General features: G+C 72.4%; 20 protein-coding genes and 2 pseudogenes. 9 read left to right on the top strand and 13 right to left on the bottom strand.

What is annotated here, in order from left to right; translation table 11 throughout:
* Positions 1 to 101 precede the first annotated feature (101 nt).
* From ACFRAR_RS11115 to ACFRAR_RS11105, 3 genes are all read left to right on the top strand, one after another.
* Complete coding sequence (locus ACFRAR_RS11115) at positions 102 to 1472, top strand: MFS transporter (protein WP_380697189.1); 1371 nt, start codon at positions 102 to 104, stop codon at positions 1470 to 1472.
* A gap of 33 nt (positions 1473 to 1505) precedes the next feature.
* Entirely contained in the window at positions 1506 to 2555 is a 1050-nt protein-coding gene (locus tag ACFRAR_RS11110; RefSeq protein WP_380697187.1) for an alpha/beta hydrolase family esterase, read from the top strand.
* A gap of 528 nt (positions 2556 to 3083) precedes the next feature.
* Positions 3084 to 3983: a hypothetical protein gene (locus tag ACFRAR_RS11105; protein WP_380697185.1), complete on the top strand. Its 900-nt coding sequence runs from the start codon at positions 3084 to 3086 to the stop codon at positions 3981 to 3983.
* A gap of 754 nt (positions 3984 to 4737) precedes the next feature.
* Here the strand turns inward: ACFRAR_RS11105 and ACFRAR_RS11100 are convergent.
* From ACFRAR_RS11100 to ACFRAR_RS11085, 4 genes are all read right to left on the bottom strand, one after another.
* Positions 4738 to 5076 (bottom strand): MazG-like family protein, encoded by a 339-nt coding sequence (locus ACFRAR_RS11100; protein WP_380697183.1) that lies wholly within the window; start codon positions 5074 to 5076, stop codon positions 4738 to 4740.
* Positions 5077 to 6056: 980 nt separating this feature from the next.
* Positions 6057 to 6428 (bottom strand): hypothetical protein, encoded by a 372-nt coding sequence (locus ACFRAR_RS11095; RefSeq protein WP_380697181.1) that lies wholly within the window; start codon positions 6426 to 6428, stop codon positions 6057 to 6059.
* The gene (locus ACFRAR_RS11090; RefSeq protein ID WP_380697179.1) at positions 6421 to 6909 is read right to left on the bottom strand and encodes a hypothetical protein; all 489 of its coding nucleotides are present in this window, start codon (positions 6907 to 6909) and stop codon (positions 6421 to 6423) included. The genes ACFRAR_RS11095 and ACFRAR_RS11090 overlap by 8 nt, the downstream gene beginning before the upstream one ends.
* Positions 6906 to 7523 carry a hypothetical protein gene (locus ACFRAR_RS11085; protein WP_380697177.1) on the bottom strand — a complete coding sequence of 206 codons (618 nt, stop codon included), beginning with the start codon at positions 7521 to 7523 and terminating at the stop codon, positions 6906 to 6908. Before ACFRAR_RS11085 ends, ACFRAR_RS11090 begins: the two co-directional genes overlap by 4 nt.
* A 283-nt stretch (positions 7524 to 7806) precedes the next feature.
* Between ACFRAR_RS11085 and ACFRAR_RS11080 the strand changes: the two genes are divergently transcribed.
* Positions 7807 to 9087, top strand: a complete 1281-nt coding sequence (locus ACFRAR_RS11080; RefSeq protein ID WP_380697175.1) for an XRE family transcriptional regulator — start codon at positions 7807 to 7809, stop codon at positions 9085 to 9087.
* Positions 9072 to 9605 (top strand): GNAT family N-acetyltransferase, encoded by a 534-nt coding sequence (locus ACFRAR_RS11075; protein WP_380697173.1) that lies wholly within the window; start codon positions 9072 to 9074, stop codon positions 9603 to 9605. The genes ACFRAR_RS11080 and ACFRAR_RS11075 overlap by 16 nt, the downstream gene beginning before the upstream one ends.
* 96 nt (positions 9606 to 9701) lie before the next feature.
* Here ACFRAR_RS11075 and cutA read toward each other — a convergent pair whose 3' ends face one another.
* Positions 9702 to 10022: a divalent-cation tolerance protein CutA gene (cutA, locus tag ACFRAR_RS11070; protein ID WP_380697171.1), complete on the bottom strand. Its 321-nt coding sequence runs from the start codon at positions 10020 to 10022 to the stop codon at positions 9702 to 9704.
* Positions 10023 to 10082: 60 nt separating this feature from the next.
* Here cutA and ACFRAR_RS11065 point away from each other — a divergent pair, with 60 nt between their 5' ends.
* Positions 10083 to 10514, top strand: a complete 432-nt coding sequence (locus ACFRAR_RS11065) for a hypothetical protein (protein WP_380697169.1) — start codon at positions 10083 to 10085, stop codon at positions 10512 to 10514.
* A gap of 397 nt (positions 10515 to 10911) precedes the next feature.
* Here ACFRAR_RS11065 and ACFRAR_RS11060 read toward each other — a convergent pair whose 3' ends face one another.
* The 4 genes and pseudogenes from ACFRAR_RS11060 to ACFRAR_RS11045 form a co-directional block, all read right to left on the bottom strand.
* Entirely contained in the window at positions 10912 to 11835 is a 924-nt protein-coding gene (locus ACFRAR_RS11060; protein ID WP_380697167.1) for a PIN domain-containing protein, read from the bottom strand.
* A 92-nt stretch (positions 11836 to 11927) separates the two neighbouring features.
* Positions 11928 to 12116 (bottom strand): hypothetical protein, encoded by a 189-nt coding sequence (locus ACFRAR_RS11055; protein WP_380697165.1) that lies wholly within the window; start codon positions 12114 to 12116, stop codon positions 11928 to 11930.
* Positions 12117 to 12141: 25 nt separating this feature from the next.
* Complete coding sequence (locus ACFRAR_RS11050; protein ID WP_380697163.1) at positions 12142 to 12288, bottom strand: hypothetical protein; 147 nt, start codon at positions 12286 to 12288, stop codon at positions 12142 to 12144.
* Between the two features lie 103 nt (positions 12289 to 12391).
* Positions 12392 to 12957 (bottom strand): annotated as a pseudogene (locus ACFRAR_RS11045) (N-acetylmuramoyl-L-alanine amidase).
* Between the two features lie 548 nt (positions 12958 to 13505).
* Here ACFRAR_RS11045 and ACFRAR_RS11040 point away from each other — a divergent pair.
* Positions 13506 to 13991: pseudogene (locus tag ACFRAR_RS11040) on the top strand (leucine zipper domain-containing protein); the annotation flags it as partial.
* Positions 13992 to 14098: 107 nt separating this feature from the next.
* Here the strand turns inward: ACFRAR_RS11040 and ACFRAR_RS11035 are convergent.
* From ACFRAR_RS11035 to ACFRAR_RS11025, 3 genes are all read right to left on the bottom strand, one after another.
* The gene (locus ACFRAR_RS11035) at positions 14099 to 14596 is read right to left on the bottom strand and encodes a beta-class carbonic anhydrase (RefSeq protein ID WP_380697161.1); all 498 of its coding nucleotides are present in this window, start codon (positions 14594 to 14596) and stop codon (positions 14099 to 14101) included.
* A 621-nt stretch (positions 14597 to 15217) separates the two neighbouring features.
* Entirely contained in the window at positions 15218 to 15889 is a 672-nt protein-coding gene (locus ACFRAR_RS11030; RefSeq protein WP_380697159.1) for a response regulator, read from the bottom strand.
* Complete coding sequence (locus ACFRAR_RS11025) at positions 15886 to 17097, bottom strand: sensor histidine kinase (RefSeq protein WP_380697157.1); 1212 nt, start codon at positions 17095 to 17097, stop codon at positions 15886 to 15888. The genes ACFRAR_RS11030 and ACFRAR_RS11025 overlap by 4 nt, the downstream gene beginning before the upstream one ends.
* Positions 17098 to 17231: 134 nt before the next feature.
* On the opposite strand from ACFRAR_RS11025, the gene ACFRAR_RS11020 reads away from it, so the two are divergent.
* Together ACFRAR_RS11020 and ACFRAR_RS11015 are read left to right on the top strand one after the other, a co-directional pair.
* The gene (locus tag ACFRAR_RS11020) at positions 17232 to 18143 is read left to right on the top strand and encodes an ABC transporter ATP-binding protein (protein ID WP_380697155.1); all 912 of its coding nucleotides are present in this window, start codon (positions 17232 to 17234) and stop codon (positions 18141 to 18143) included.
* Positions 18140 to 18994 carry an ABC transporter permease gene (locus tag ACFRAR_RS11015; RefSeq protein WP_380697153.1) on the top strand — a complete coding sequence of 285 codons (855 nt, stop codon included), beginning with the start codon at positions 18140 to 18142 and terminating at the stop codon, positions 18992 to 18994. Before ACFRAR_RS11020 ends, ACFRAR_RS11015 begins: the two co-directional genes overlap by 4 nt.
* 62 nt (positions 18995 to 19056) lie before the next feature.
* On the opposite strand, the gene ACFRAR_RS11010 is transcribed toward ACFRAR_RS11015, so the two are convergent.
* Positions 19057 to 20601, bottom strand: a complete 1545-nt coding sequence (locus ACFRAR_RS11010; protein WP_380697151.1) for a hypothetical protein — start codon at positions 20599 to 20601, stop codon at positions 19057 to 19059.
* Between the last annotated feature and the right edge of the window lie 37 nt (positions 20602 to 20638).

Genomic DNA, 20638 nt, shown 5'->3' with positions numbered 1-20638 from the left:
GGACCGTGAGATGACCGGTGGCGGGGCGGCCACCCCGCCACCGGTCGTCACTCCCCGGCGCCGTTCCTTCACACGAACCACGTGACCCGCAGGAGTGACCCGTGCCCGAGCATACCGACCTGAGACCGACCGCCCCGATCGACGCCGACGCCGGTGGCGGCATTGACACCAGCCCACGAGCCTGCGGGCAGGGACGGGGACGCTGGCGCCAACTCGCCCTCCTCGGCGGCGCGATGCTCGTCGACGGCTCCGAAGCCGGCCTGATCAGCGGACTGTTCCCGGTGATCCGGCAGTCCCTCGGCCTCACCCTCGGCTCCCTGGGCGTCCTCACCGCCACGGGCAAGCTCGTCGGCGTCGTCGCCGGACCGCTGTGGGCCTGGGCCGCGCACCGCTGGTCCCGCAAGAGCGTCCTCGTCCTGGCCACCGGCTTCTGGGGCGTCTGGGGCATCGCCGCCGGCTTCGCCCGGGACTTCGGCCAACTGCTGCTGCTCACCACGCTCCTGGCCGCCGGATACGCCGCGGCCCAGCCCCTGGTGCCGAGCATCCTCGGCGACCTGTTCCCCGGCCCCTCCCGGGGCCGTGCCACCGGCGCCCTCTACGGCGGACTCGCCCTGGCGGGGTCCGCCCTCGGCCCGCTCATCGGCCGGCTCTCCGGAATCAAGGACGGCTGGCGCTGGGGCTTCTGGACCATCGGCACCCTCAACGTCCTCTTCGGGCTGCTCCTCCTGCTGTTCTTCCGCGACCCGGGCCGCGGAGCCGCCGAACCGCAGCTCGCCGGACGCACCGGCACACCCGCGGCCGCCCTGCCGAAGCTCGACCGCGCCGCGCTGCTCTCCCTGCTGCGCATCCGCACCTTCGCCGTGCTGGTCGCCTCCCGGCTGCTGTCCGGACACCTCCTCCTCGGCTCCTTCGCGGTCGTCTACCTGGTCGACGTCTTCGGATTCACCACCGCGAAGGCCGCCATCGTCCTGCTGCCGCTGGGCCTCGGCTACGTCCTCGGCACCGCCCTCGGGGGCTTCCTCGCCGACTGGGCCGACCGCCGCAGCCCCCGCCACGGCCTGCCGGCCGCCCTCCAGAGCGCCCAGATCGCCTTCGCCGTCCTCGCCTGCCTCGGCACCCAGATCGACTACGGCAGCATCGGTCCCCACGCCCTGCTCTTCCTGCTCATGGGCGTCACCCAGGGCGTCAACCCCAGCATCAACCGCCCGATGGTGCTGGCCGTCGTCCCGCCGGAACTGCGCGACGCCGCCTTCACCGTCTACGTCTCCGTCGCCGAGGCCCTCGCCTGGGCCGCCTTCACCCTCGGCGCCGGCCTGACCGGCGAGGCCTTCGGGCTCCGCCCGGTCTTCCTCACCGTCCTCGTCGGCCTCATGCTCGCCAACGGACTCTTCCTCACCCTGCTGCACCGCCCCTGGGCCGACGACGTCCGCCGCCTCCAGCGGGAACTCGCCCGCCGCGCCGCCCTCCGCTGAGACCCGTCCGACCCCCTCGAAGGAGACCACCGCGTGAAACCCGGCCCCGCCCGCCTGCTGGCCCTGCTGGCCACCGCCACCGGCCTGCTCCTGCCAGCCCCGACCGCGTCGGCCACGTCCACCGCGTCCGCTTCGTCGGCCACGTCCACCGCGTCCACGTCGTTCGTCTTCCCTGGGCCCGGCAGCTACCTCCACCAGAGCTACGACTCCGCCGGCGACGTCTACGACTACAGCCTCTACGTCCCCTCCGGCTACGACCCCGGGACGCCGTCACCGCTCGTGGTCCTGCTCCACGGCTGCAACAGCACCGCCGACCAGCGCGCGCAGTCCAGCGCGTTCAACGAGGTGGCCGAACAGCGGCACGCCATCGTGCTCTACCCCGACGGCGACGCCTACGACCGCCTCCTCAACGGCCGCTGCTGGCGCGCCGTCACCGACCCGCAGGGCGAGACCCGCGACCGCGGCGACGCCGCCGCCATCGCCGGCATGACCCGCGCCGTGGCGGCCGCCTGGAACGTCGACACCAGCCGCACCTACGCCCTGGGCATGTCCGCCGGCGGCTTCGAAACCTCCATGCTCGGAGCGGACTACCCCGACCTCTACGCCGCGATCGGCGTCTACTCCGGCGCCGCCTACGCCCACGGGCTCGCGGGCTGCGCCGGCCCGTACCTGCCGACCGCCGACACGACGGCCCTGGCCCAGCAGGCGTTCGAGCAGATGGGCCCGCGCCGCCGCCCCGTCCCGGTGATCCTCTTCCACGGCGACGCCGACCCGCTCGTCCCCTACCAGTGCGGCCTCCAGGCCCTGGAGCAGTGGCGCCGGACCGACGACCTGGCCCTCGCCGCCCAGGGACTGCCCGCCATCCCCGCCCGACCCACCCGGAGCACCGACGCCACCGTTCCCGGCGGCCGTGCCTACACCACCATCGAGTACGGCGGCCTCCTGGAGTTCTGGACCGTCCACGGCATGGCCCACACGTGGTCCGGCGGCTCCACCGACCCCGCGGTCGCCCGGTTCAGCGACCCCACCGGCCCGGACGCCTCCGCCGCCGCCTGGCAGTTCTTCGCCCGGCACCACCTGTGACACTCGCCCCACAGGAGTGCGCGGACGGTCGGATTCCCGTGCACTCCTGGAACACCGGGTAGCCGGGAGTGGCGTCGGTGACGTCGGTGGCGTCGGTGGCGTCGGTGTCCCCTGCGTGAAGCCCATACGCAAGCGCTCGCTTGCCTGTCGGCCGCGCCCGCGTGACCGACGGTCGGTGCCGCGACGGTGTCCCAGCCGTTCCGGCGCGCGTGGCGGGCACCGGCCCTCCCGGGATGTACCGGCGGTGCACCGCGGCAGGGCATCAGCCGCCGTGCCGCCCCATCGTTCATCCCGCCGTCCACACCGAGGCCGTCCACACCGAGGCCGTCGCCGCCCAGGCGGGAAGCACCTGGAAGGTGTACGCCCCCGGTGACCACCCTCGTGGACCTCACGCACCCTCAGGCCTACGAGCATCGATCACTCGATCCACGAACTCCCACCGATACCGGACTCCGGACAGGTCGACACAGAGGGGATGATGGTCCGCACAAGTCACGGTGCGGGCGAGTTCATACGGGGGTTGCGGCAGTGGTCAAGGTGGAGCGCCAAGGGGCATTCAGCGTCAACTGTGTCGGGTTGGAGCGTCTGCCGTTCCCGTTGAGCTTCAGCGTCCGCGAGACCGACGGCTCATGGATGATCAGCGCGGCGGCAGCCCAGGCCCTTGAGCTGATCGATCTGCTCACCCGTACGGCGAGCGACACGGTCGTCGTCGTGAACCTGGCGACGAACTGCTTCCTGCACGAGGACCACCAGCAGTGGCGGCCGTCCCTGATCGCAGCGGAGCAAGGGGTCGACTGCACCGTCCACCCGGTCAAGCCGTGGGCCTCTGACTCCATCGAGCTCGGCGAGGAGTTCCTGGTGATGCATCGGGACAGCCTGCCCCGATTCCTGAGCGGCGACTGGTCGCCCTACGAGCTGTCGCTGGTCGACGTGCCGGCGGGCGCGACGCCCGAGCAGCTCGATGAGCTCGCTCTGGTCATGGGCACGGCCGTCGGCGACGAACCAGTCCTCCCTCGCCTCGATGGCTCGCGTTTCTGGTTCTCCGGGCACGACGACTGCTACCTGGCGGTGGAATCGACGGATCCGGCCATGCCCTCGTCGGTCCTCGGCCGGCTGCTGGCCCTGCTGGCCGGGTCCGCTCTGCTCGGTGCCGGTGGAGCCTCATCAGTGAGAGTCCCGGAACCGGACGGTGCGCTGCCGGAGCAGCTGATTGCCGAGAGCCCCCACTGGATCGGAGTCGTCGGGACCGCGTCCGAGACCACGGTGACCGTCGAGTTGTCGGCCCAGTCGCAGCGATGGCACCTTGGCCAGCGGCTCCCGGAGCGGGCCGACCATACGGCGACACTCGACCTTGCCCACGGCGTATGGCATCTCGCCCCTGCCGAGTCACAGGAGTCCGCCTTCAGCCCCGCCGGTGACGGCAAGTGACGGTGAGACGCCCTGGCCGAGGGAACTCGGATCACCCGATCACAGACTCGGCCGGACTCGTCGAGATCAGCTCTCCGAATGGCGACGCCCACGTCGTCCTCGCGACCAAGTCCCTGTCCGTCGCCAATCCGCTCGCCCAGCAGAACGTCTGACAAAGGAGGCGGCCGGTCGATCGAGACTCGGCCGGCCGCCCTCTTCGAAGGACCAAGGGGCGTCCTGCGCACCTGCGTCGACCGCCCGCTCGGGGATCGGAGCGTGGAGCGGCTCACCGGGACCGCGATGGTCTCGGCCAGGCGAGAACCGGAAAGGGCACCCCATCTGACCTGCGGCGATGCCGTGACCTGCGAGAACCGGCCCGAATCTCCCCGCTTCACTCCGGATCTCCCAGGATCTCCCCACCCTCATGTTCCCGTGGGAACACGGCCGGGAAGTCCCCTCGGGAACGGGCACCGCCTCGCTGCTGACCTGGGCGGACAGGACGCCACTTCCCTGCCCGCCCAGCCGCCTCGCAGTCAGTGCGGCAGATTCTGGCCGCCTTCTCCAGGTATGGCTGGAAACCACCCACGCCACCGAGCAGCGGGCACCGTCAGCCGCGGATCGTCGGTACCACTGCGAGAAGCATGTCACCACAGCGTTTGCCCCTCGGGGTTGGGGACGGTGGGCAGCGCGCCCCAGGCGCAGTAGCGCTTGGCGCGGATGCGTCACCGAGACGTTGACACCCCGACCCCACGCCAGTGACTCCGCAAGCGGGCGCTCAGTCCACCTCGGCGGGCGCTTCCAGGCCGACCCGGACCACCAGCTCCCGCAGTCGGTCCGCGAGAACCTGGCGCCCGTCACCCGAGATGGTGTCGAGCGCGACCATCGCGGTCACGATGACGTCTGCCAGCTCCGTCTCGACGTCCGCCCACCCGTGGCTGTGCCCCTTGCGCGGATTCGCCCCGAGAGCACCGTGCACGGCCTCCCCGACCTCCCCGACCTCCTCCGAGATCTTGAGGATCCGCAGCAGCCGCACGTCCGCAGCCGGCACCTCGTCGGCCTTGTCGTCCAGCCAGGCCCGCAGCTTCTCAACCCGAACCCACAGCTCGTCTTCCATGTGCCTCTCCTCGCGCTCTCAGGACTGGGCCGGCGCCCAGCCGGCCGTGATGGGTCATCGACCACGAGCGGCTCGGCCGCCGCCAGGTCGAAGCGGACGGCCAGCGCCGAGTGGTCGGTCAGCCGCTGCTCGCCGGTCCGCGGGACGTGGTCGTACGTGCAGGCGGTCACCCGCTTGGCGAGCAGCCGCGAGGCGTGCGCGTGGTCGTAGCGGTAGCCGTCCCCGGTGCGCCCGACCCACGAGTACTCAGCCAGCTCCGGGTGCAGGAGCCGGAAGGCGTCCGCCAGTGCAGCAGGGCATCGGTCGACAACGCGCCGCTGGCGTCCCGCTCGTGGGCCTTCTCCGGGGTCCACAGGACCCGGGCGCAGGCGCGCGCACCGGGAGGCCACAGCACGCCGTCCGCGTCCCTGACCGAGACCTGGCCGACAGACAGCAGGTCCTCGGCCTCCCGCCTGCGGGCCAGGAGCCGCAACGCGTCGCCCACCTCGACGCCGGGCCCCTCAGCCCAGCTCGGCCAGCCGTCCACGAAGTTCGGCTTCATTGGGGGCACACCATCCCACGCGCCGGGCGGTGGCCAGTCGGTCGGGGTGTCGGGGCCCGGTTCCCAGACGAGGAGGCACGTCGACGCGTTCCGCTCCGGGGTCCGCGGCGGCCCGGTCACGGCGACGCCGAGACCAAGGTCTCGCACCGTGGCGAGCAGCGCATCCACCGACTCCCGCCAGTGCCCGGCGGCGCCGGCGGGGACACGGCCGGTCCGGTAGTCCCGCCGGAACGCCGGGTCCGGGTACCAAGTGAGGCGAAGGCAGCCGAGCGCCCCGGGCGGCCAGGCTTCCGGCTGCACCCCGCCCGCTGACACCAGCCGATGCCCTCGGTGACCTGCCTGTAGCGGCCGTCCTCAACGACCTCCCAGGCCCGGAACCCCGCTGTGGCGAGTTCCTTGTTCAGCCACCGCATCGCATCGTTCATGGACAGATCGCCGATCACGACACGGCCTCCGAGGTGGGGGTGGCCTGTGGGTGGATCTGGTGCAGCACAAGCAGCAGCTTGCAGACACCCGCGACCACCAGGACCTCGTCCAGGTGGCCGATGCCAGGCCGGGCCGCGAGGCCGCCGGCCAGCCGCACCGCGCCCTCGACGACCTGCCCCATCCACGCGCGCCCCGGCTGGTCCCGGTACAGCTCCTGCACTTCCGCGAGGAGCAGCAGCAAATGGCCGATCAGCTCCTCGTGCAGCTGGAAGAGCGCGATGGCGTCCACTGGCGCGCCCACCGCGGTGGCCAGCCTGACCTCGTCCACCGCACGGACCGCCGCCTCGGCGGCCTGCACGTCCAGCGGGTACCCGATGTCAGCCACAGGCCGGCCCTCCCCGCCTGCCCGCCTCCACGACGTGCTCGACGTCGTGCCCCATGCACAGCATCCCGGGCGAGTCGAACGGCACCGCCCAGAACGCACTCGCCCCCGAGGCCCGGTCCAGCGACGGCCGCGGGACACCGAGGAACGCCCCGTCGCCGAGCATGCTCACCCCGGGCACCTTCCACCGCCGGGCCACGCTCGGCCCGACCAGCGCCACGTACGACCGGCCGTTCTGCGTGCAGATCACCGGCCCCTGGATGACGCGCGCGAGGTACGCGTCCACGTCTTCACTGCCGGCTGCGGCCGTCACCGTCCTCGCCGTGATCTTCACCCCGGAGAACAGCACGCCGCACGGCATCAGCGCCGCGCCGCGCTGCGTCCAGTCCTGCCAGACCGCGCGACGCTCCGAGGCCTGCACGGCGCAGATGAGCCACTGCGCCACCGCCGCCTCGCGCTCCGCGCCAGTCACGATGCCGCTCACGCCACAGCCTCCGCCCCGACCTCGACGGTCCTGGCGGCCAGCCGGGACCGGTAGTACAGCAGCGAGTCCGCGATCGGGCCCGCCAGGTCACCGCCCGGGCGCAGCGCCCGCGGCGTCACGGTGCCGTCCAGCCACGGGAAGGTGTCCCACCGGCACCCAGTCGAGGGCGGCAGCGCCACCCAGCCCTCGCCACCCCCGCGCACCTCCCCCGGCGTCTCCTCGCCCTGGAACGCTTCCTGCCCGGTGCCGGCTTCGACCAGGAACGTCGCCGTGGACCCGGTGAGGATGCACGGCACCTGCCGGGACTTGGCGTCCAGGGCCGCCAGCGTCGCCGACCCGAGGTCCCGCGGCACCACGACCGCGTCGAACGCGGTCGTCGGCGCGATCAGCGCCCCGCCCGGCGAGGCCTCCAGGGCCGCGCACACGGCCTCGGCATCGCGCAGCAGCGGCGACCCGTCGGCCACCGGGTGCGCGCCCGGCACCGGGCACTCCGGGTTCTCACACGTACAGCCCTGCCACGTCCGGCACCGGTGGCCGACCTTGACCTGCCAGCCCAGCAGCTCGACGAACGCCTGGGCTGCGGCACGGTCCGACCGGTGATTGATCAGATGCATGGTGGTGCTCCCTGCGAAGGGCCCGTACTGGGGCCAGGAAAGAGGGGGAGCGGCGCCCTGGCCCCGACGGGGGGACCGAGGCCGAGAGCGCCTCAACCGCTCGGTCCTTCCCCGGCGACCTGATCACGACGGTCATCCAAGCGGCTGTACCCAGTCAACGGGGGGGTGTCGGTTAGGGGCAGGGTGGTTTCGAGTCCGAGTGCACGCAAGGACCCGGAAGTTTTGACTCTCCCTTTACCTAAAGGGCGGGTGCGCTTCGTCACCCAATCGCTACTGTCGGTACATGGGGGACAACCGGGCACTCCGGCAGCGCATGCTCGAACTGGACATCAACCAGGTCGAGTTGGCCCATCGCGTGAACATCACGATTGAGACGATCACCGGTCGTTACGGGACCTGCTCCGAGCGCACGGTACGGGACTGGATGAATGGCAAAGCCACCTGGCCTCGCGCGCTCCAACGCCGCGCGCTTGAGGAAGTATTCGACTGCACGGCCGAAGATCTCGGCTTCAAGCCGCGGGGAGCAACCCCCGCGCCCCCACCGACGGAGAACGACGTGATGAAGCGTCAAACTTTCCTCAAGGGGATCGCTGCCACCGCAGCAGCCGGTCTCACCTCGCCACCTGCCGCCACAGCATCCCGGACCACCATCGGGACGTCCGACGTGATCCGCCTACGCGGCGGCCTCGAAACCCTCGACGCCCTCGACGACCGCAAGGGCGGCCACGGCGCCCTGGAGAAGGCAGCTCTCGCCTACGCAGAAGAGGTGATGAACCTCCAGCGCACCGGCAGCGCCACCGAACGAATTCGCCTCCGGCTGTACAGCGTCGCTGCGGACTACACCGCGATCGCCGCTTGGTCCTGCATCGACGCCCGAGAACTCGACCGTGCGCAGCTGCACCTCGACGCCTGCATGCGCCTGGCCGGCCTCGCCCGAGACCCTGTGGCTGCCTTCCGCACCTGGAACATGATCGCAATGCTGGCCAACCAACTGGGGAACTACCCTGACGCCATCGCAGCCGCCCGCGCCGCACAACGCACCGGGATCACGCGCCGCGACCCCGCATTCGCCTCGCTCGCCCACGCCCGGACCGCCATCGGCAGCGCCAGCCTGGGCGACCGTCAGAGCGCTCTCCGATCCATCGGCCTGGCCGCCGATGCGCTCGGCCGCGCACGCGACGACCGGCCGTGCCCGAGTTGGTTCGCCTTCTACGGTGCCGCCGAACTCCAAGCGCTCACCTCGATCGTCCATGACCGACTCGGTGACGCCGTGAGCGCAGAGAGCGCCAGCCACCAGGCCCTCGCGCTACTGCCTGTCCAGTTCCGGCGAAACCGCGCGCTCGCTACCGCACGCCTCGCCCTGACACTGCTCCACCAGGACGAGCTAGACCTGGCCGTCCACACCGCGTCATCGGTCTTCGACATCATGGCAGGCGGCCCCCTACCCGGGCGGATGCGCACCCTCCTCGGTGATTTCCACCGCGAGCTGCTGACCCTTTCCACGAACGTCCCGGCTGCGCAAGAGTGGGGGGACCGCTACCGGACCGAATGGAGCCGAATGTGACCGACGCAATCCACCTGCGTCAGTACCGCGCTGACGACGTGAACGACGTCTTCCGCGAGATGCTGATCACCATCCACACGGAGGTCTACGCCGACGTGATGGACGACGAGTTCAACCAGCGCTTCCCGTGGTTCGTCGGCCACTGGAGCGACATGGACGGCTTCACCTGCGTGGTGGCGTACGACGGTCGGGAGCCCGTCGGCTTCATCTACGGGGCGCCCCTGGCGGCCGGCCGCGAGTGGTGGCGCGACCACATCACCCCCGCGCCGGAGAGCCCCAGTACCTTCGCGGTGTCCGAGCTGATGGTCCGCCCGGCCTGGCAGAAGCGGGGGTACTCCACCCGCCTGCACGACGAGCTGGTCTCGGACCGGCCCGAGGCCTTGGCAGTACTCCTCGTCGACACAGAGCACCCCAGGGTCCAGGCCCTCTACGAAAGCTGGGGGTACGCGAAGGTGGGAGACCGTCGTCCCTTCGCGGACTCCCCGCTATACGCCGTGATGGTGAGGGAACTGAGCTGATGGCCATGCAGCCCGGTTCTTCGCCGACCGCCTCCCTGAACGAGAGCACGGCCGGGGCCTTCCGCGAGGAAGTCCAGGCCGCCATCGCCTGACCGGTCAGCTGGCCGACGTCTCCGCGGTGATCCAGTTCAGGTAGCTCTCGGCGCCGGCCACGACCGGCACCGCGACGACCTCCGGCACGTCGTACGAGTGCTGCTCACCGATGAACGTGCTGAGCCGCCCACCCAGCTCGGCGCGGGTCTTGAAGTCGATCCGCCACTCTTCGCCGGACTGCACCTCACCGTCCCACCAGTACACCGAGCGGATCGGGTAGACCTGGGCGCACGCAGCCAGCCGCTCCCCGATCACCTTCGCGGCCAGGTCGCGGGCCTTCGTCTCGTCGTCATGGGTCGTCGTCACCACGAGGAAGTCACTCATGGCCTGAGCGTAACCACCAGATCACCCCTGGGGAACAGCGCGGTGCCCGCCCCAGGGAGCGTGACGATCCCCCGCGCGCCGCCTCCATGGACGCTGCCGCGCCACCACCTCGGACGGAGCAGCAACCACGACCGCCCAGGCCCCGGGCCCCGACCGTCAGCTACCGGGCGGCCGTACCATCTCCAGGCGGGCAAGAAAGAAAAGACGTTCGATTATCCCGAGGATCTCCAGAAGGCGCAGCGTGCACTGGAGGACGGGCAGGCACGCCGCCGCGCCTTCCTCTCCGGCCTTCCCGCCTGGGGCAGCAACCTGGAAGCCGCCGCCCAAGGCCTGAGCGACGAGCAAGCCGAGCAGTCCAAGCAGTTGGAGGAGGAAGAGCGCCAGGCCAGCCACGCCGTGTGGGCGAACGACTACTGGGCCACGCTGCCGCCCGAGGACCACAGCGACGCCCGCTCCAAGCTCAAACACCTCCAGGACCCCGATCCCGCATAGTCCCAGGAGGCGCGGGCTCGGCCCCCGTACCGCATGGTCGAGCCATGGCGTCGATCATCGTGCTGTTCGAGATGGAGCCAGGGCAGGGCCCCGACCCGGTAGACGAGGCTTCCGGGGTGGCGCGGGTTCACGCAGCTGGAGCCGATCCCGAGGCGGTTTCGGACCCCTGGACGAGACCGTCCGCGGGCTCGGCACGGCCGCCATGGTGAACTCGCGCTACCGGCCGGCTCGGCCTGGCGATCCCTGGTATCCGATCTACCTTCGGGCCAAGCGGTGCCAGGAGTGCGAGGACGTCCTGCGCAGGATCTGACCGCCCGGACTCCGGTCAGCGGCGGGCGCCGAGCCCCACCAGTTCAGACTGAGGATCTTGAGACAGTCAGCGTCTCGTAGCCGGGCGCTACGAGGTGCGGTTCGACCGCTTCACTTCCTTCCCGGGCTCAGGCCCAGGCTCCGGCCCCAAAGGCATGTCCAACTTTCGAAAAGACAAGCCTGCGCTCCGCGCTCGGCTCGCCTGGCCGGTGTCGTAGGTGATCAGCGTCACGTGGGCCCCCACAAGCGGCTCCATGGCCAGGGCCCGGTCCACGATCTCGTCGTCCGGGTTCGGGAGTCGGATGTGATGCGCCGAGTCCGAGACGATCTCGACGATCACTTCGTCCCCCAGGCGGGGACCAGACGCACTGCTGGCCGGGCTCGGGCTGGACAGTGTCGCCGAGGACTTCCCCCTCCTGTTGTCGGCGAAGATCCGGTCGAGGACCGCCAGCGAGTAACGGGCCCGCCAGCGAGTCTGCGTCTTCCCCGACTCCTTCAGCCTGTCCAACTCATCGATGACCACCATCGGCACGATGAGCCGGAACGGGCCGAACACCTTGCCCGTCAGGGGGAAGAAGGAGAGTTCTTCCAGCTTCTTGGGGTGGTGGATGAATACCGAGGTGTCGAACACGACGTTGGCGGCCACGCGCCCCAAATTGACGACCGCCGCTTGAAGTTCCCGTACCGCTTCAGCGAAGGCGCGTGAGCGCTGGGAGAGTTCGAGGCGCAGCAGTCCGTCCACCAGCTTCCCCGAAGAGGAGCTGAGCTTTGACCTGTTGGTGAGCAGCTGGTCGTACCGGCGGGTGAGAACCAGCCGGTCGAGGTCCGCGGGGCTGACCACATGCTCCAGCCGGCGAACCGCGCTGCTCGCCCACTTCAGGTACTCGTACAGCAGTTCATCGGCATCGTAGTGGTCGCTCTCGGTGTAGAGGTCGCCGATGTCATGGGAGACCTCTCCAAGGATATGGAGGGCATCATCCCGGTTTGTCCCGGGCGGGAGGGAGAGCTGCATTCCCAGATGCTCCCAGCCTGATCACCCAGTCGCATCAGCTTTCCCAGCGCAGCAACCGCCCGCCCCCCGGAGCCAGGACGGCGGGCGGCTGGTCAGGGGGACGGCGACCCCGGCGAAGCCCGCCCGGGGTCATCGTCGCAGAGCCGGGCCAGCCGCCGGTTCGCCAGGTCGACCGCGTCCCTCAAGCTCTCCCCGGAGTTCGGGTAGAGCTCGTGCTCGACGCGGGTGAGCCTGTCCTCGATCCCGCCGACCCGCTCCATCAGCCCCGGCCTCGCCTGCACCCCCGGGCCGGGCCTCCTCGCCGTGTCAGTCGTCGATCACCTTGCCGACCGCCCGGGTGAGGTGGAGCCCTCCGCGCAGCACGCGCCAGAACAGCGCGACGACAGCGGCGAGGGCGGTGAAGGCTCCGCCCCACACGAGGGCGGTGTCCAGCGCCGGGATGCCGGTACCCACTCCTACGCCTCGGCGTCGGCCGCGTTGTCGCGCGGGCTGTGCTTCGCGCCCCACCCGGAGACGGCGGTGACCGCGGTCGGGATGAGCGCGAGAACGAACGGGCTCAGGGAGTCCGGTCCATCGAGAAGCCAAGCGGGTCGATCTGCCCACCTGCCACTCCTTGTGGCCGATGACGCTCGCGGCCGACCAGCCGTGGGCGCGGCACAGCGCCGCCGCGAACTGCTCGATCGCGAGCAACTGGGGCTCAGGCCACGGGTCGTCGCCAGTTCCCCGGTTCTCGCATTCCGCCCCGTAGAACCTCGCGTTGCCGTCGACGGCGTTCTCCTTGTCGGTCGGGAGAGCGCGTTCGGCGATGACGGCGGCGAGAACCGCGGGGTCGCCGAGGCCAGCGTGGTTGGTGCGGCCACAACCGATCGTGTAGATCGTGCCCTCCTTGGCGATCACGACGTGGCACAGCGGGCCCGGCAGGCCTTCGTACCCGTCATGGACGATCCGCACGGTCGCGTCGGTGCTGCGGGTCACGGCGTGGTGGATCATGACGCCGTTGACCGGACCCCAGGGGCCGCGGCTGTTGCGGTTGTGGGTGCGCCAGCCGCCGGTCTCGACGACGGTCGCGCCCTCGGCGCGCAGTGCGGCGAGGAACTGGTCGGCAGTCAGTGGTGCGCTCATCGTTGGTGTCCTCCTCGTTGTCGCTCATGTCCGGACACCCAGAAGGGGCGTGTCCGGACGCGGTGTCCTCGGTGTCCGCTAGTGGGTCTTCGAAGCCCGGCGGGCCAGTGCCCGGCCTGCCCTGTCCGGATGGTGTCCGCCCAGCTCACGGGCCGTGCCAGGGTCACGGATCCGGGTGTCCGGACAACGCCCGGACACCCGGCGCCCGGTGTCCGTGTCAGTTCTCATCGCGGTCCGTCCGACATGGCAGTCTGGCCGGCCCGAGGACCGCCGCCCCTGCGTCCCGCTGCGGGACCGGTTGCGGCGGATCGGGGTGCGGCTCGATGGCCTGGAGCGGTGGGCGGGGTACCAAGCGGGGCACGTCGCCGGAGAGGTCAACGGTGTAGTAGGCGCCGTCGAGCAGGGCCACGCCCACAGGCGGCAAGGCCTAGGTGTACTGACCACGGAGGTTGGTGACAGGGTTCACGGGCGGGTGACCTTGAAATGAGTGAGGGCCTTCTGGCTCGGTGTGGATTGCGACATCTGCACCGGCACCCAGAAAGGCCCTCATGCCACACCGTAACGCACCGCTGACCGAGACCGGACGCCTGCGCCTGGCCCGCTGCGTGGTCGAGGACGGCTGGCCCCTGCGCCGGGCCGCCGAGCGCTTCCAGGTCTCGCCGACCACGGCCAAGCGCTGGGCGGACCGCTACCGTGCTCTCGGCGAGGCCGGCATGAGCGACCGCTCCAGCCGCCCGCACCACAGCCCCCACCGCACCCCGACCCGCACCGAGCGCCGGATCATCAAGGTCCGCGTCCTGCGACGCTGGGGGCCCGCCCGCATCGCCTACCTGCTGAAGCTCAACCCCGCCACCGTGCACCGCGTCCTGACCCGCTACCGCCTCGCCCGACTGACCCACCTCGACCGCGCCACCGGCCGAGCCGTGCGCCGCTACGAGCACTGCGCGCCAGGCGAGTTGGTCCACGTCGACATCAAGAAGCTCGGCAACATCCCGGACGGCGGCGGCCACCGGGCACTGGGCCGCCAGGGCGGGCCGCCGGAGCGCGGTCTGCGGGCCCCGGCACCCCTGCTGAACCCCCGAACCGGGTGCCCCCGGTGCGGCGGGCCGTGGGAGGCCGCCGCACCGGGGGCGCCGTCGGGTCAGAGCACGACCTCCTTGAGGAGGCCGGTCGCGACGTCGAAGACGAACCCGCGCAGGGAGTCCGTGTGCGGGACGAAGGGGCTGGTGCGAATCCGGGCGGCGGACTGGCGGACGTCCGTCTCCAGGTCGGTGAAGGCCTCGGCGGCCCACGGGGGCTTGATGCCGGTCTCCTCGCGGATCGACTCGCGGAAGGCGTCGTCGGCGAAGGTGAGCATGCCGCAGTCGGTGTGGTGGACGAGGACGATCTCCCGCGTCCCGAGCAGCCGCTGGCTGATCGCCAGCGAGCGGATGGCGTCGTCGGTCGCCACCCCGCCCGCGTTGCGGATCACGTGCGAGTCGCCCTCGGCGAGGCCGAGCGCGCGGTACACGTTGAGCCGGGCGTCCATGCAGGCCAGGACGGCCGTGTGGCGGGCCGGCGGGAGCGGGAGCGGCCCGTCGAAGGCCGCGGCGTAGTCGGTGTTGTTGCGCAGGTAGTGGTCGGTGGCGGTGTCGGTCATGGTGGACGGCTGTCCCTTCGGTGCGGTCGGATCGTGGCCGGCCGGGACGCGCGGGCGCGCTCCGTCCCCGCGTCCGCACGCACGGACGCGTGCCGCGTGCGCCGAGGAGCGGGTGGTACCGAACGGGCGGTGCGGAGCGGGTGGTACGCGGAGCGGCGACGTGGCCGTGTCCCGGCGGATGTGCCCGGAGCGCCGCGCGCACGGAGCCACCGGTCGTAGCGACGGCGGGCCCGCGCGGCAGCGGACGACGGCCGCCACGGCGGCGGCGTTCGGCACGGAGGCGAACGGAACGGCGCGGCCGGGCGGGTCGGGCGATCAGACGATGACCGGACAGCCGGTGGAGTGGATGCGGCCGAAGTCGATGTGACGACGGCGGACGAGCACGGTCATGCGGGCACCGTACTGCCCGACGCGGCCGCTCCGCCCGGGAATCCCCCATTCTCCACTCCGCCGAGTGACCGCGCCCGCGGGCTGTCGGCGGCGAGGGCCACGGCGGGGGTGGTAGCCGGCCCGTCCGGCGTGGACGTCAGCGTCACCCGCTACCTGACGACGGCCCAACTGCCCGCGAAGGACCTGACCTGCGGCGCTTGGGGGCCCGCCCCCCGGGCCCGGCGACACGGGCTACGGGGTCACCAGGCCGGCCTCGTAGGCGATGATCACCAGCTGGACCCGGTCGCGGGCGTCGAGCTTGGCGAGCAGCCGGGTGACGTAGGTCTTGGCGGTGGCGACGCTGATCACCAGCCGCTCCGCCACTTCGGTGTTCGACAGGCCTTGGGCGACCAGGGTGAGCACCTCGCGCTCGCGGTCGGTGATGCCGCTGACGGTCCGCCGCGGCTTGGCCCCTGACCCAACCCCGGCTCCGGTCGACGGGCGGCCGGCGAACTCCTTGATCAGCCGGCGGGTGACGCCGGGGGCGATCAGGCCGTCGCCGCTCGCGACCACCCGTACCGCGGCCAGGATGTCGTCCAGGGCCATGTCCTTGACCAGGAAGCCGGAGACGCCGGCCTTCAGCGCGCCGAAGACGTACTCGTCGTCGTCGAAGGTGGTGAGCACCACGACCTGGGTGCCGCCAGGGGCGGCGGTGATCCTGCGGGTGGCCTCGATGCCGTCCATGCCGGGCATCCGGATGTCCATCACCACGACGTCGGGTTCCAGGGCGGCGGCGAGCTCGACCGCCTCGGCGCCGTTGCCGGCCTCGCCGACCACCTCCAGGTCGGGGGCGTCGGCGATCACCATCTGCAGGGCGGCGCGCACCAGCGGCTGGTCGTCGGCCAGCAGCACGCGGATCGTCATCGGGCCCCCTCCGGGACGGGAAGACGCGCGGCCACGCGGAAGCCGCCCCCGGGCAGCGGCCCGGCGGAGAACTCGCCGTGCAGCAGGTTGACCCGCTCGCGCATGCCCAGGAGGCCGAGGCCGGACCCGGCGGTGGCGCCGTGCGGTTGCCGCCGGCCGTCGTCGACGACCTCGACGGACAGCTCCGACTCCCGGCAGTCGAGGGACACCCGGCACGTCGTGGTGTCCGCGTGCCGCAGCACGTTGGAGACCGCCTCCTGGATGATCCGGAAGGCCGACACGTCGACCTCCGGGGGGAGGTACCGGCGCTCGCCGCTCCACCGGACGTCGACCCGGACGCCGGCGGCCGCGGTGCTCGCGACGAGGTGGTCGAGCGTCGCCAGACCGGGCCCGGGGGCCATCGGCGCCGACTCCGCGTCCGCGTCCGCACCGGGTTCGGGCTGCCGGAGCGCGCCGAGCATCCGGCGCAGCCCGGACAGCGTCTCCCGGCTGGCGGTCTCGATCTCACCCAGCGCGGTGCGCGCCCGGTCCGGTTGGGTCTCGATGACCCGGCGGGCCGCGCCGGCCTGGAGGGCGACGATGCCGATGGTGTGCGCGACCGTGTCGTGCAGCTCGCGGGCGACCCGGAGCCGCTCGGCGGTGACCGCCCGGGCGGCGGCCTGGGCGCTGAGCTCCTCGGCGTGGTCGCGGGCCTGGTGCATCGAGCGGCCGATCAGCCAGGCGATGACGGCCAGCAGCACCGCGCCCTGGGCGTCGGTGGTGTCGGTGCGCGGGACCATGCCGATGTGGGCGACCAGGACGCCGATCAGCATGCCCGCGGCGATGCGTGCCGTGCGCCGGGGGTGGGTGGCCGTGATGACGAGCAGGGCGATGTCCGCCGAGAGGAACTGCAGGGGCGGAAACTGCGACCCGGACGACCAGCCGTTCGTCACCCCCACCGAGGCGGTGGTCAGCAGGGCGAGACCGGCCAGCGGCCGCCGGACCAGCAGCGCGCTGCCCGCCAGCGCGAACAGCGCGGCCACCTGCACCATGTTCCAGTCCCGGTTCGTCGCCGAGTGGCCGCCCATGGCGATGCCGCCGAGCCAGGCGGTGGCTCCGTTCCGCCCGACGAGCAGCGTGGGGTAGACGGTGACGACCAGCCAGGTGACGGCTGTCCAGGCGCCCGGTGGAACGCGCTTCAGCAGTGGGAGGGTCCGCGTGGCGTACATACGGGGATCGTAGTCAGGGGGTCTCGGCCGGGCATCGGACCGTGGGTGTACGACCGTGGGTGACAGGCCCGGTCGAAGAAGTGTCACCACTGGTCCGACGCGCAGCGCGGCGCGTGGCCGACACCATGGGCCGCATGATCGAAGTCCATGAGTTGACGAAGCGTTACGGGAAGAAGACGGCGGTCGACAACCTGAGTTTCACCGTCCGTCCGGGCCGGGTGACCGGGTTCCTCGGGCCCAACGGGGCCGGCAAGAGCACCACCCTGAGGATGATCGTCGGTCTGCACGCGCCCACCAGCGGGACCGTCACCGTCTCCGGCCGTCCGTTCCGTTCACTGCCCCGGGGTCTGCGGCACGTCGGCGCGCTGCTGGACGCCGGTGACGTGCACGGCGGGCGCACCGCCCGGTCCCACCTGCGGGCTCTGGCCCGCGGCAACGCGATCCCGCGCGGCCGGGTGGACGAGGTGCTGCGCGAGGTCGGCATCGCCGACGCGGCGGACCGCCGGATCGGCGGGTTCTCCCTCGGTATGCGCCAGCGCCTGGGCATCGCCGCCGCGATCCTCGGCGACCCCCCGGTGCTGCTCTTCGACGAGCCGCTCAACGGGCTCGACCCGGAGGGCGTGCACTGGGTACGCGGTCTGTTCCGCCGGCTGGCCCGCGAGGGGCGCACGGTCCTCGTCTCCAGCCACCTGATGTCCGAGATGGAGCACACCGCCGATCAGCTCGTCGTCCTCGGCCGTGGTGAGCTGATCGCCGCCGAGAGCGTACGGGAGTTCGCGGCCCGCGGGGCAGGCCGGAGCGTGTCGGTCCGTACGCCGGACCCGGCGGCGCTGTCGCCGCTGCTGACCGCCGGGGGCGCCTCGGTGCGGGGCGAGGCCGACGGGAGCCTCACGGTGGTCGGGCTGGAGGCGGACCGGATCGCCGGGATCGCCTTCGAGCACCGCGTTCTGCTGACCGAACTGACCGGCCGCACCGGATCGTTGGAGGAGGCGTTCATGGAGTTGACCGCCGGCAGCGTCGAGTACCTCGCCGGGGGGACCGGGTGACCGCGCCGAAGACGACGGAGACGGCCCCGGTGTCCGCCGTGCCGCCTCCGGAGCCCGAGCCCCGCTTCGGTGACCTGTTCGCCGCCGAGTGGATCAAGCTGTGGTCGTTGCGGTCGACCCCTTGGGCCTTGGCCGCGACCGCCGTGCTGCTCCTGGCCATCACCGTCACCGGCGCCCTGGGCGATGTCCAGAACTACCGTCAGGCCACCGGGACGGAGCGTGCGTACTTCCGGATGTTCGGGGCGCCGGCCGAGGCGTTCTCCACCGGCGCCGCCACGCTGCTGACCATCGGCGCCGGTGCCGTCGGCGCCATCGCGGTCCTCGGCGAGTACACCTCCGGCATGATCCGGACGACCTTCACGGCCGTCCCCGCGCGTGGTGCGGTGATGGCCGCGAAGGTGGCGGTGGTCGCCCTGGTCACGACCGGCCTCGGTGCGGTTCTGGCCCTGGCCTCGTTCGGTGCGGCCCAGGCGGTCCTGTCCGGTGAGCACGCCGCGGTCGGCCTCGGGCATGAGGGGGTCCTGCGCCTGCTCGCGGCCTCCGCGCTGCTCGCTCCGGTCTCCGCGCTCGTGGGCATGGGGTTGGCCACGCTCATCCGGCACAGCGCGCTCACCATCGTGGCCACGATCGCTCTGCTCTTCGTCCTGCCTTCCCTGCTGAACAGCCGCAAGCACCTCTCGGTCAGCCTTCTCCACCTGACGGTCGTGCAGGCATGGGGGCGCATCGGCCACGAGCAGTCCACCACGGAGCAGTGGCCGTGGACGGTGGGAGGCGCCTGCGTCGTCCTCGGCGCCTGGGCGCTGGTCGCCGCGGCCGCGACCGTCCTCGTCCCGAACCACCGGGACCAGTGAGCGCCCCTCCCGCCGGGCCGGGCCCGCCGGGGCCGGGGCTGGGGCCGGGGCTGGGGCCGGGGTCAGACGCGCAGGTCGAGGTAGGGCTCCGCGTAGCGGGTGCGGCCGCAGACCGTGAGCAGGACCGGGTACTCCCCGTCCGGCAGGCCCAGCAGGCGGGCGACCAGGTGTTCGTCGAAGGAGCGCGCCGGGCGGGCGAAGCGGTTCTGCGCGGCCGCTCCCAGGCTCAGGCCGTGCGCGAGCCAGCCGCAGGCGACTTGCAGCAGGCTCCAGGCCGCCGGGCCGTGGCGCTCGATCAGCCGCTCCAGGTCCACGGTGCAGAACCACAGCGAGGAGGCGTGCCGGACCCCGCTGTCGTTGCCGGGGGCGAGCGGGTAGCCGAAGCCCGCCTCCAGCTCCGCGGCCAGGCCCTCGGCCCGCCGTACCAGGGTGAGCCCGCCGTCCGGCGCGGCCCGGTAGTGGCCGTCCGGCAGGCCCGCGGTGTGCTGGAGCACCACGTGGACCGTCACCGCCTCCCGGACGGGTGCGAGCGGGCCGGACGGCACCGGGACGCCCGCCCACGCCGTCAGCGACTCCACCTCGGCGGCGGTGCTGGTGCCCGGGCGGACGGAGAAGCCGGTGAGCGGCAGCGGCACCCGGCCCGCGCTGCGGCTCCACAGCACGTCCGCCCACGACGCCTGCCCGTCGTCCGGCCCGTCCGGCCCGTCCGGCCCGTCGGCGGACTTGGGGAGCGCGGTGGCCGGGACGGGGGCGGCGCCGGCGGCGTAGCGGCGCGGTGCGGCGATCGACCGGGAGCCGGTGAGGCTGGGGTGGGCGGCGGAGGCGGCCAGCAGCGCGTCCAGTCGGGCGGCCACCGGGCGCCCGGCGGCCGTCGTGCCGAACGGTGCCGGGCCCGCCACGCCGTGCAGGGTCACCACCACCGGCACCGACCAGCAGCCCGGGCCGGCGTCCGCCAGCAGCCGTTCGGCGGCGGACGGTTCCGGGCCGGTGCTCTGCACCGTCGCCGGGCAGTCGAACAGTTCGGCGGCCGTCAGCACCGCCCGCAGGTTGATGCCGACCTCCAGGTCCCCCAGCGCCCGGCGCAGGATGCCGTACGGCGTCGGCAGGTCGGTCAGCCGGGCGGCCAGGACCACCCGCACCGCGCCCTCGGGCGGCCGCAGCCGCGGCGGTACCGGCGCGTCCACCGCCACCAGGGCGTGCCGGTACGGGTCGAGGTAGCCGGCCCGGCCGTCCACGCCCACCACCAGCGCGTGGACCGGGAACTTGCTGCGCACCGACGCCACCGCGCGGTGGTCGTTCGCCGGGTTCGACGGCTCGCGCCGCTGGAGGCCGAGCGCGGCCACCAGGAGGTGCCCGAGCCGCTCCCCGTCCGCGGGCCGCTCCGCCGGCCGGCCCGCGCCGAACGGCAGGTCCTCCAGCAGCCGGAAGGTCCCGGCCGGCAGCGGGTGGAGTTCGCCGCCACGGGCCGCGGCGGGCGGCAGCAGCGCGGTGGTGGCGATCCGCTCGTCCACGGCGACCGGGTCCAGCAGCAGGCCCCGCAGCGGGCCCTGGGCGAGCGCGAAGCGCAGCACCTCCGGTGCGGAGGGGGGCTCGGGGGCGGTGGGCATGCGGGACTCCTCGGGGCGGGGTGGCGGTGGTCGCGGG

The sequence above is a fragment of the Kitasatospora sp. NPDC056651 genome (assembly GCF_042792155.1).
Classification (GTDB): domain Bacteria; phylum Actinomycetota; class Actinomycetes; order Streptomycetales; family Streptomycetaceae; genus Kitasatospora.
Note: the sequence above shows the minus strand (reverse complement) of the source record. Positions and strands in the feature narration are given on the sequence as shown.

Coding starts and splice junctions, on each gene's coding strand:
- ACFRAR_RS11100 (WP_380697183.1), bottom strand. CDS start 5,076: ATGGAAGACGAGCTGTGGGTTCGGGTTGAGAAGCTGCGGGCCTGGCTG.
- ACFRAR_RS11085 (WP_380697177.1), bottom strand. CDS start 7,523: ATGCATCTGATCAATCACCGGTCGGACCGTGCCGCAGCCCAGGCGTTC.
- ACFRAR_RS11080 (WP_380697175.1), top strand. CDS start 7,807: ATGGGGGACAACCGGGCACTCCGGCAGCGCATGCTCGAACTGGACATC.
- ACFRAR_RS11075 (WP_380697173.1), top strand. CDS start 9,072: ATGGAGCCGAATGTGACCGACGCAATCCACCTGCGTCAGTACCGCGCT.
- cutA (WP_380697171.1), bottom strand. CDS start 10,022: ATGAGTGACTTCCTCGTGGTGACGACGACCCATGACGACGAGACGAAG.
- ACFRAR_RS11060 (WP_380697167.1), bottom strand. CDS start 11,835: ATGCAGCTCTCCCTCCCGCCCGGGACAAACCGGGATGATGCCCTCCAT.
- ACFRAR_RS11035 (WP_380697161.1), bottom strand. CDS start 14,596: ATGACCGACACCGCCACCGACCACTACCTGCGCAACAACACCGACTAC.
- ACFRAR_RS11030 (WP_380697159.1), bottom strand. CDS start 15,889: ATGACGATCCGCGTGCTGCTGGCCGACGACCAGCCGCTGGTGCGCGCC.
- ACFRAR_RS11025 (WP_380697157.1), bottom strand. CDS start 17,097: ATGTACGCCACGCGGACCCTCCCACTGCTGAAGCGCGTTCCACCGGGC.
- ACFRAR_RS11020 (WP_380697155.1), top strand. CDS start 17,232: ATGATCGAAGTCCATGAGTTGACGAAGCGTTACGGGAAGAAGACGGCG.
- ACFRAR_RS11010 (WP_380697151.1), bottom strand. CDS start 20,601: ATGCCCACCGCCCCCGAGCCCCCCTCCGCACCGGAGGTGCTGCGCTTC.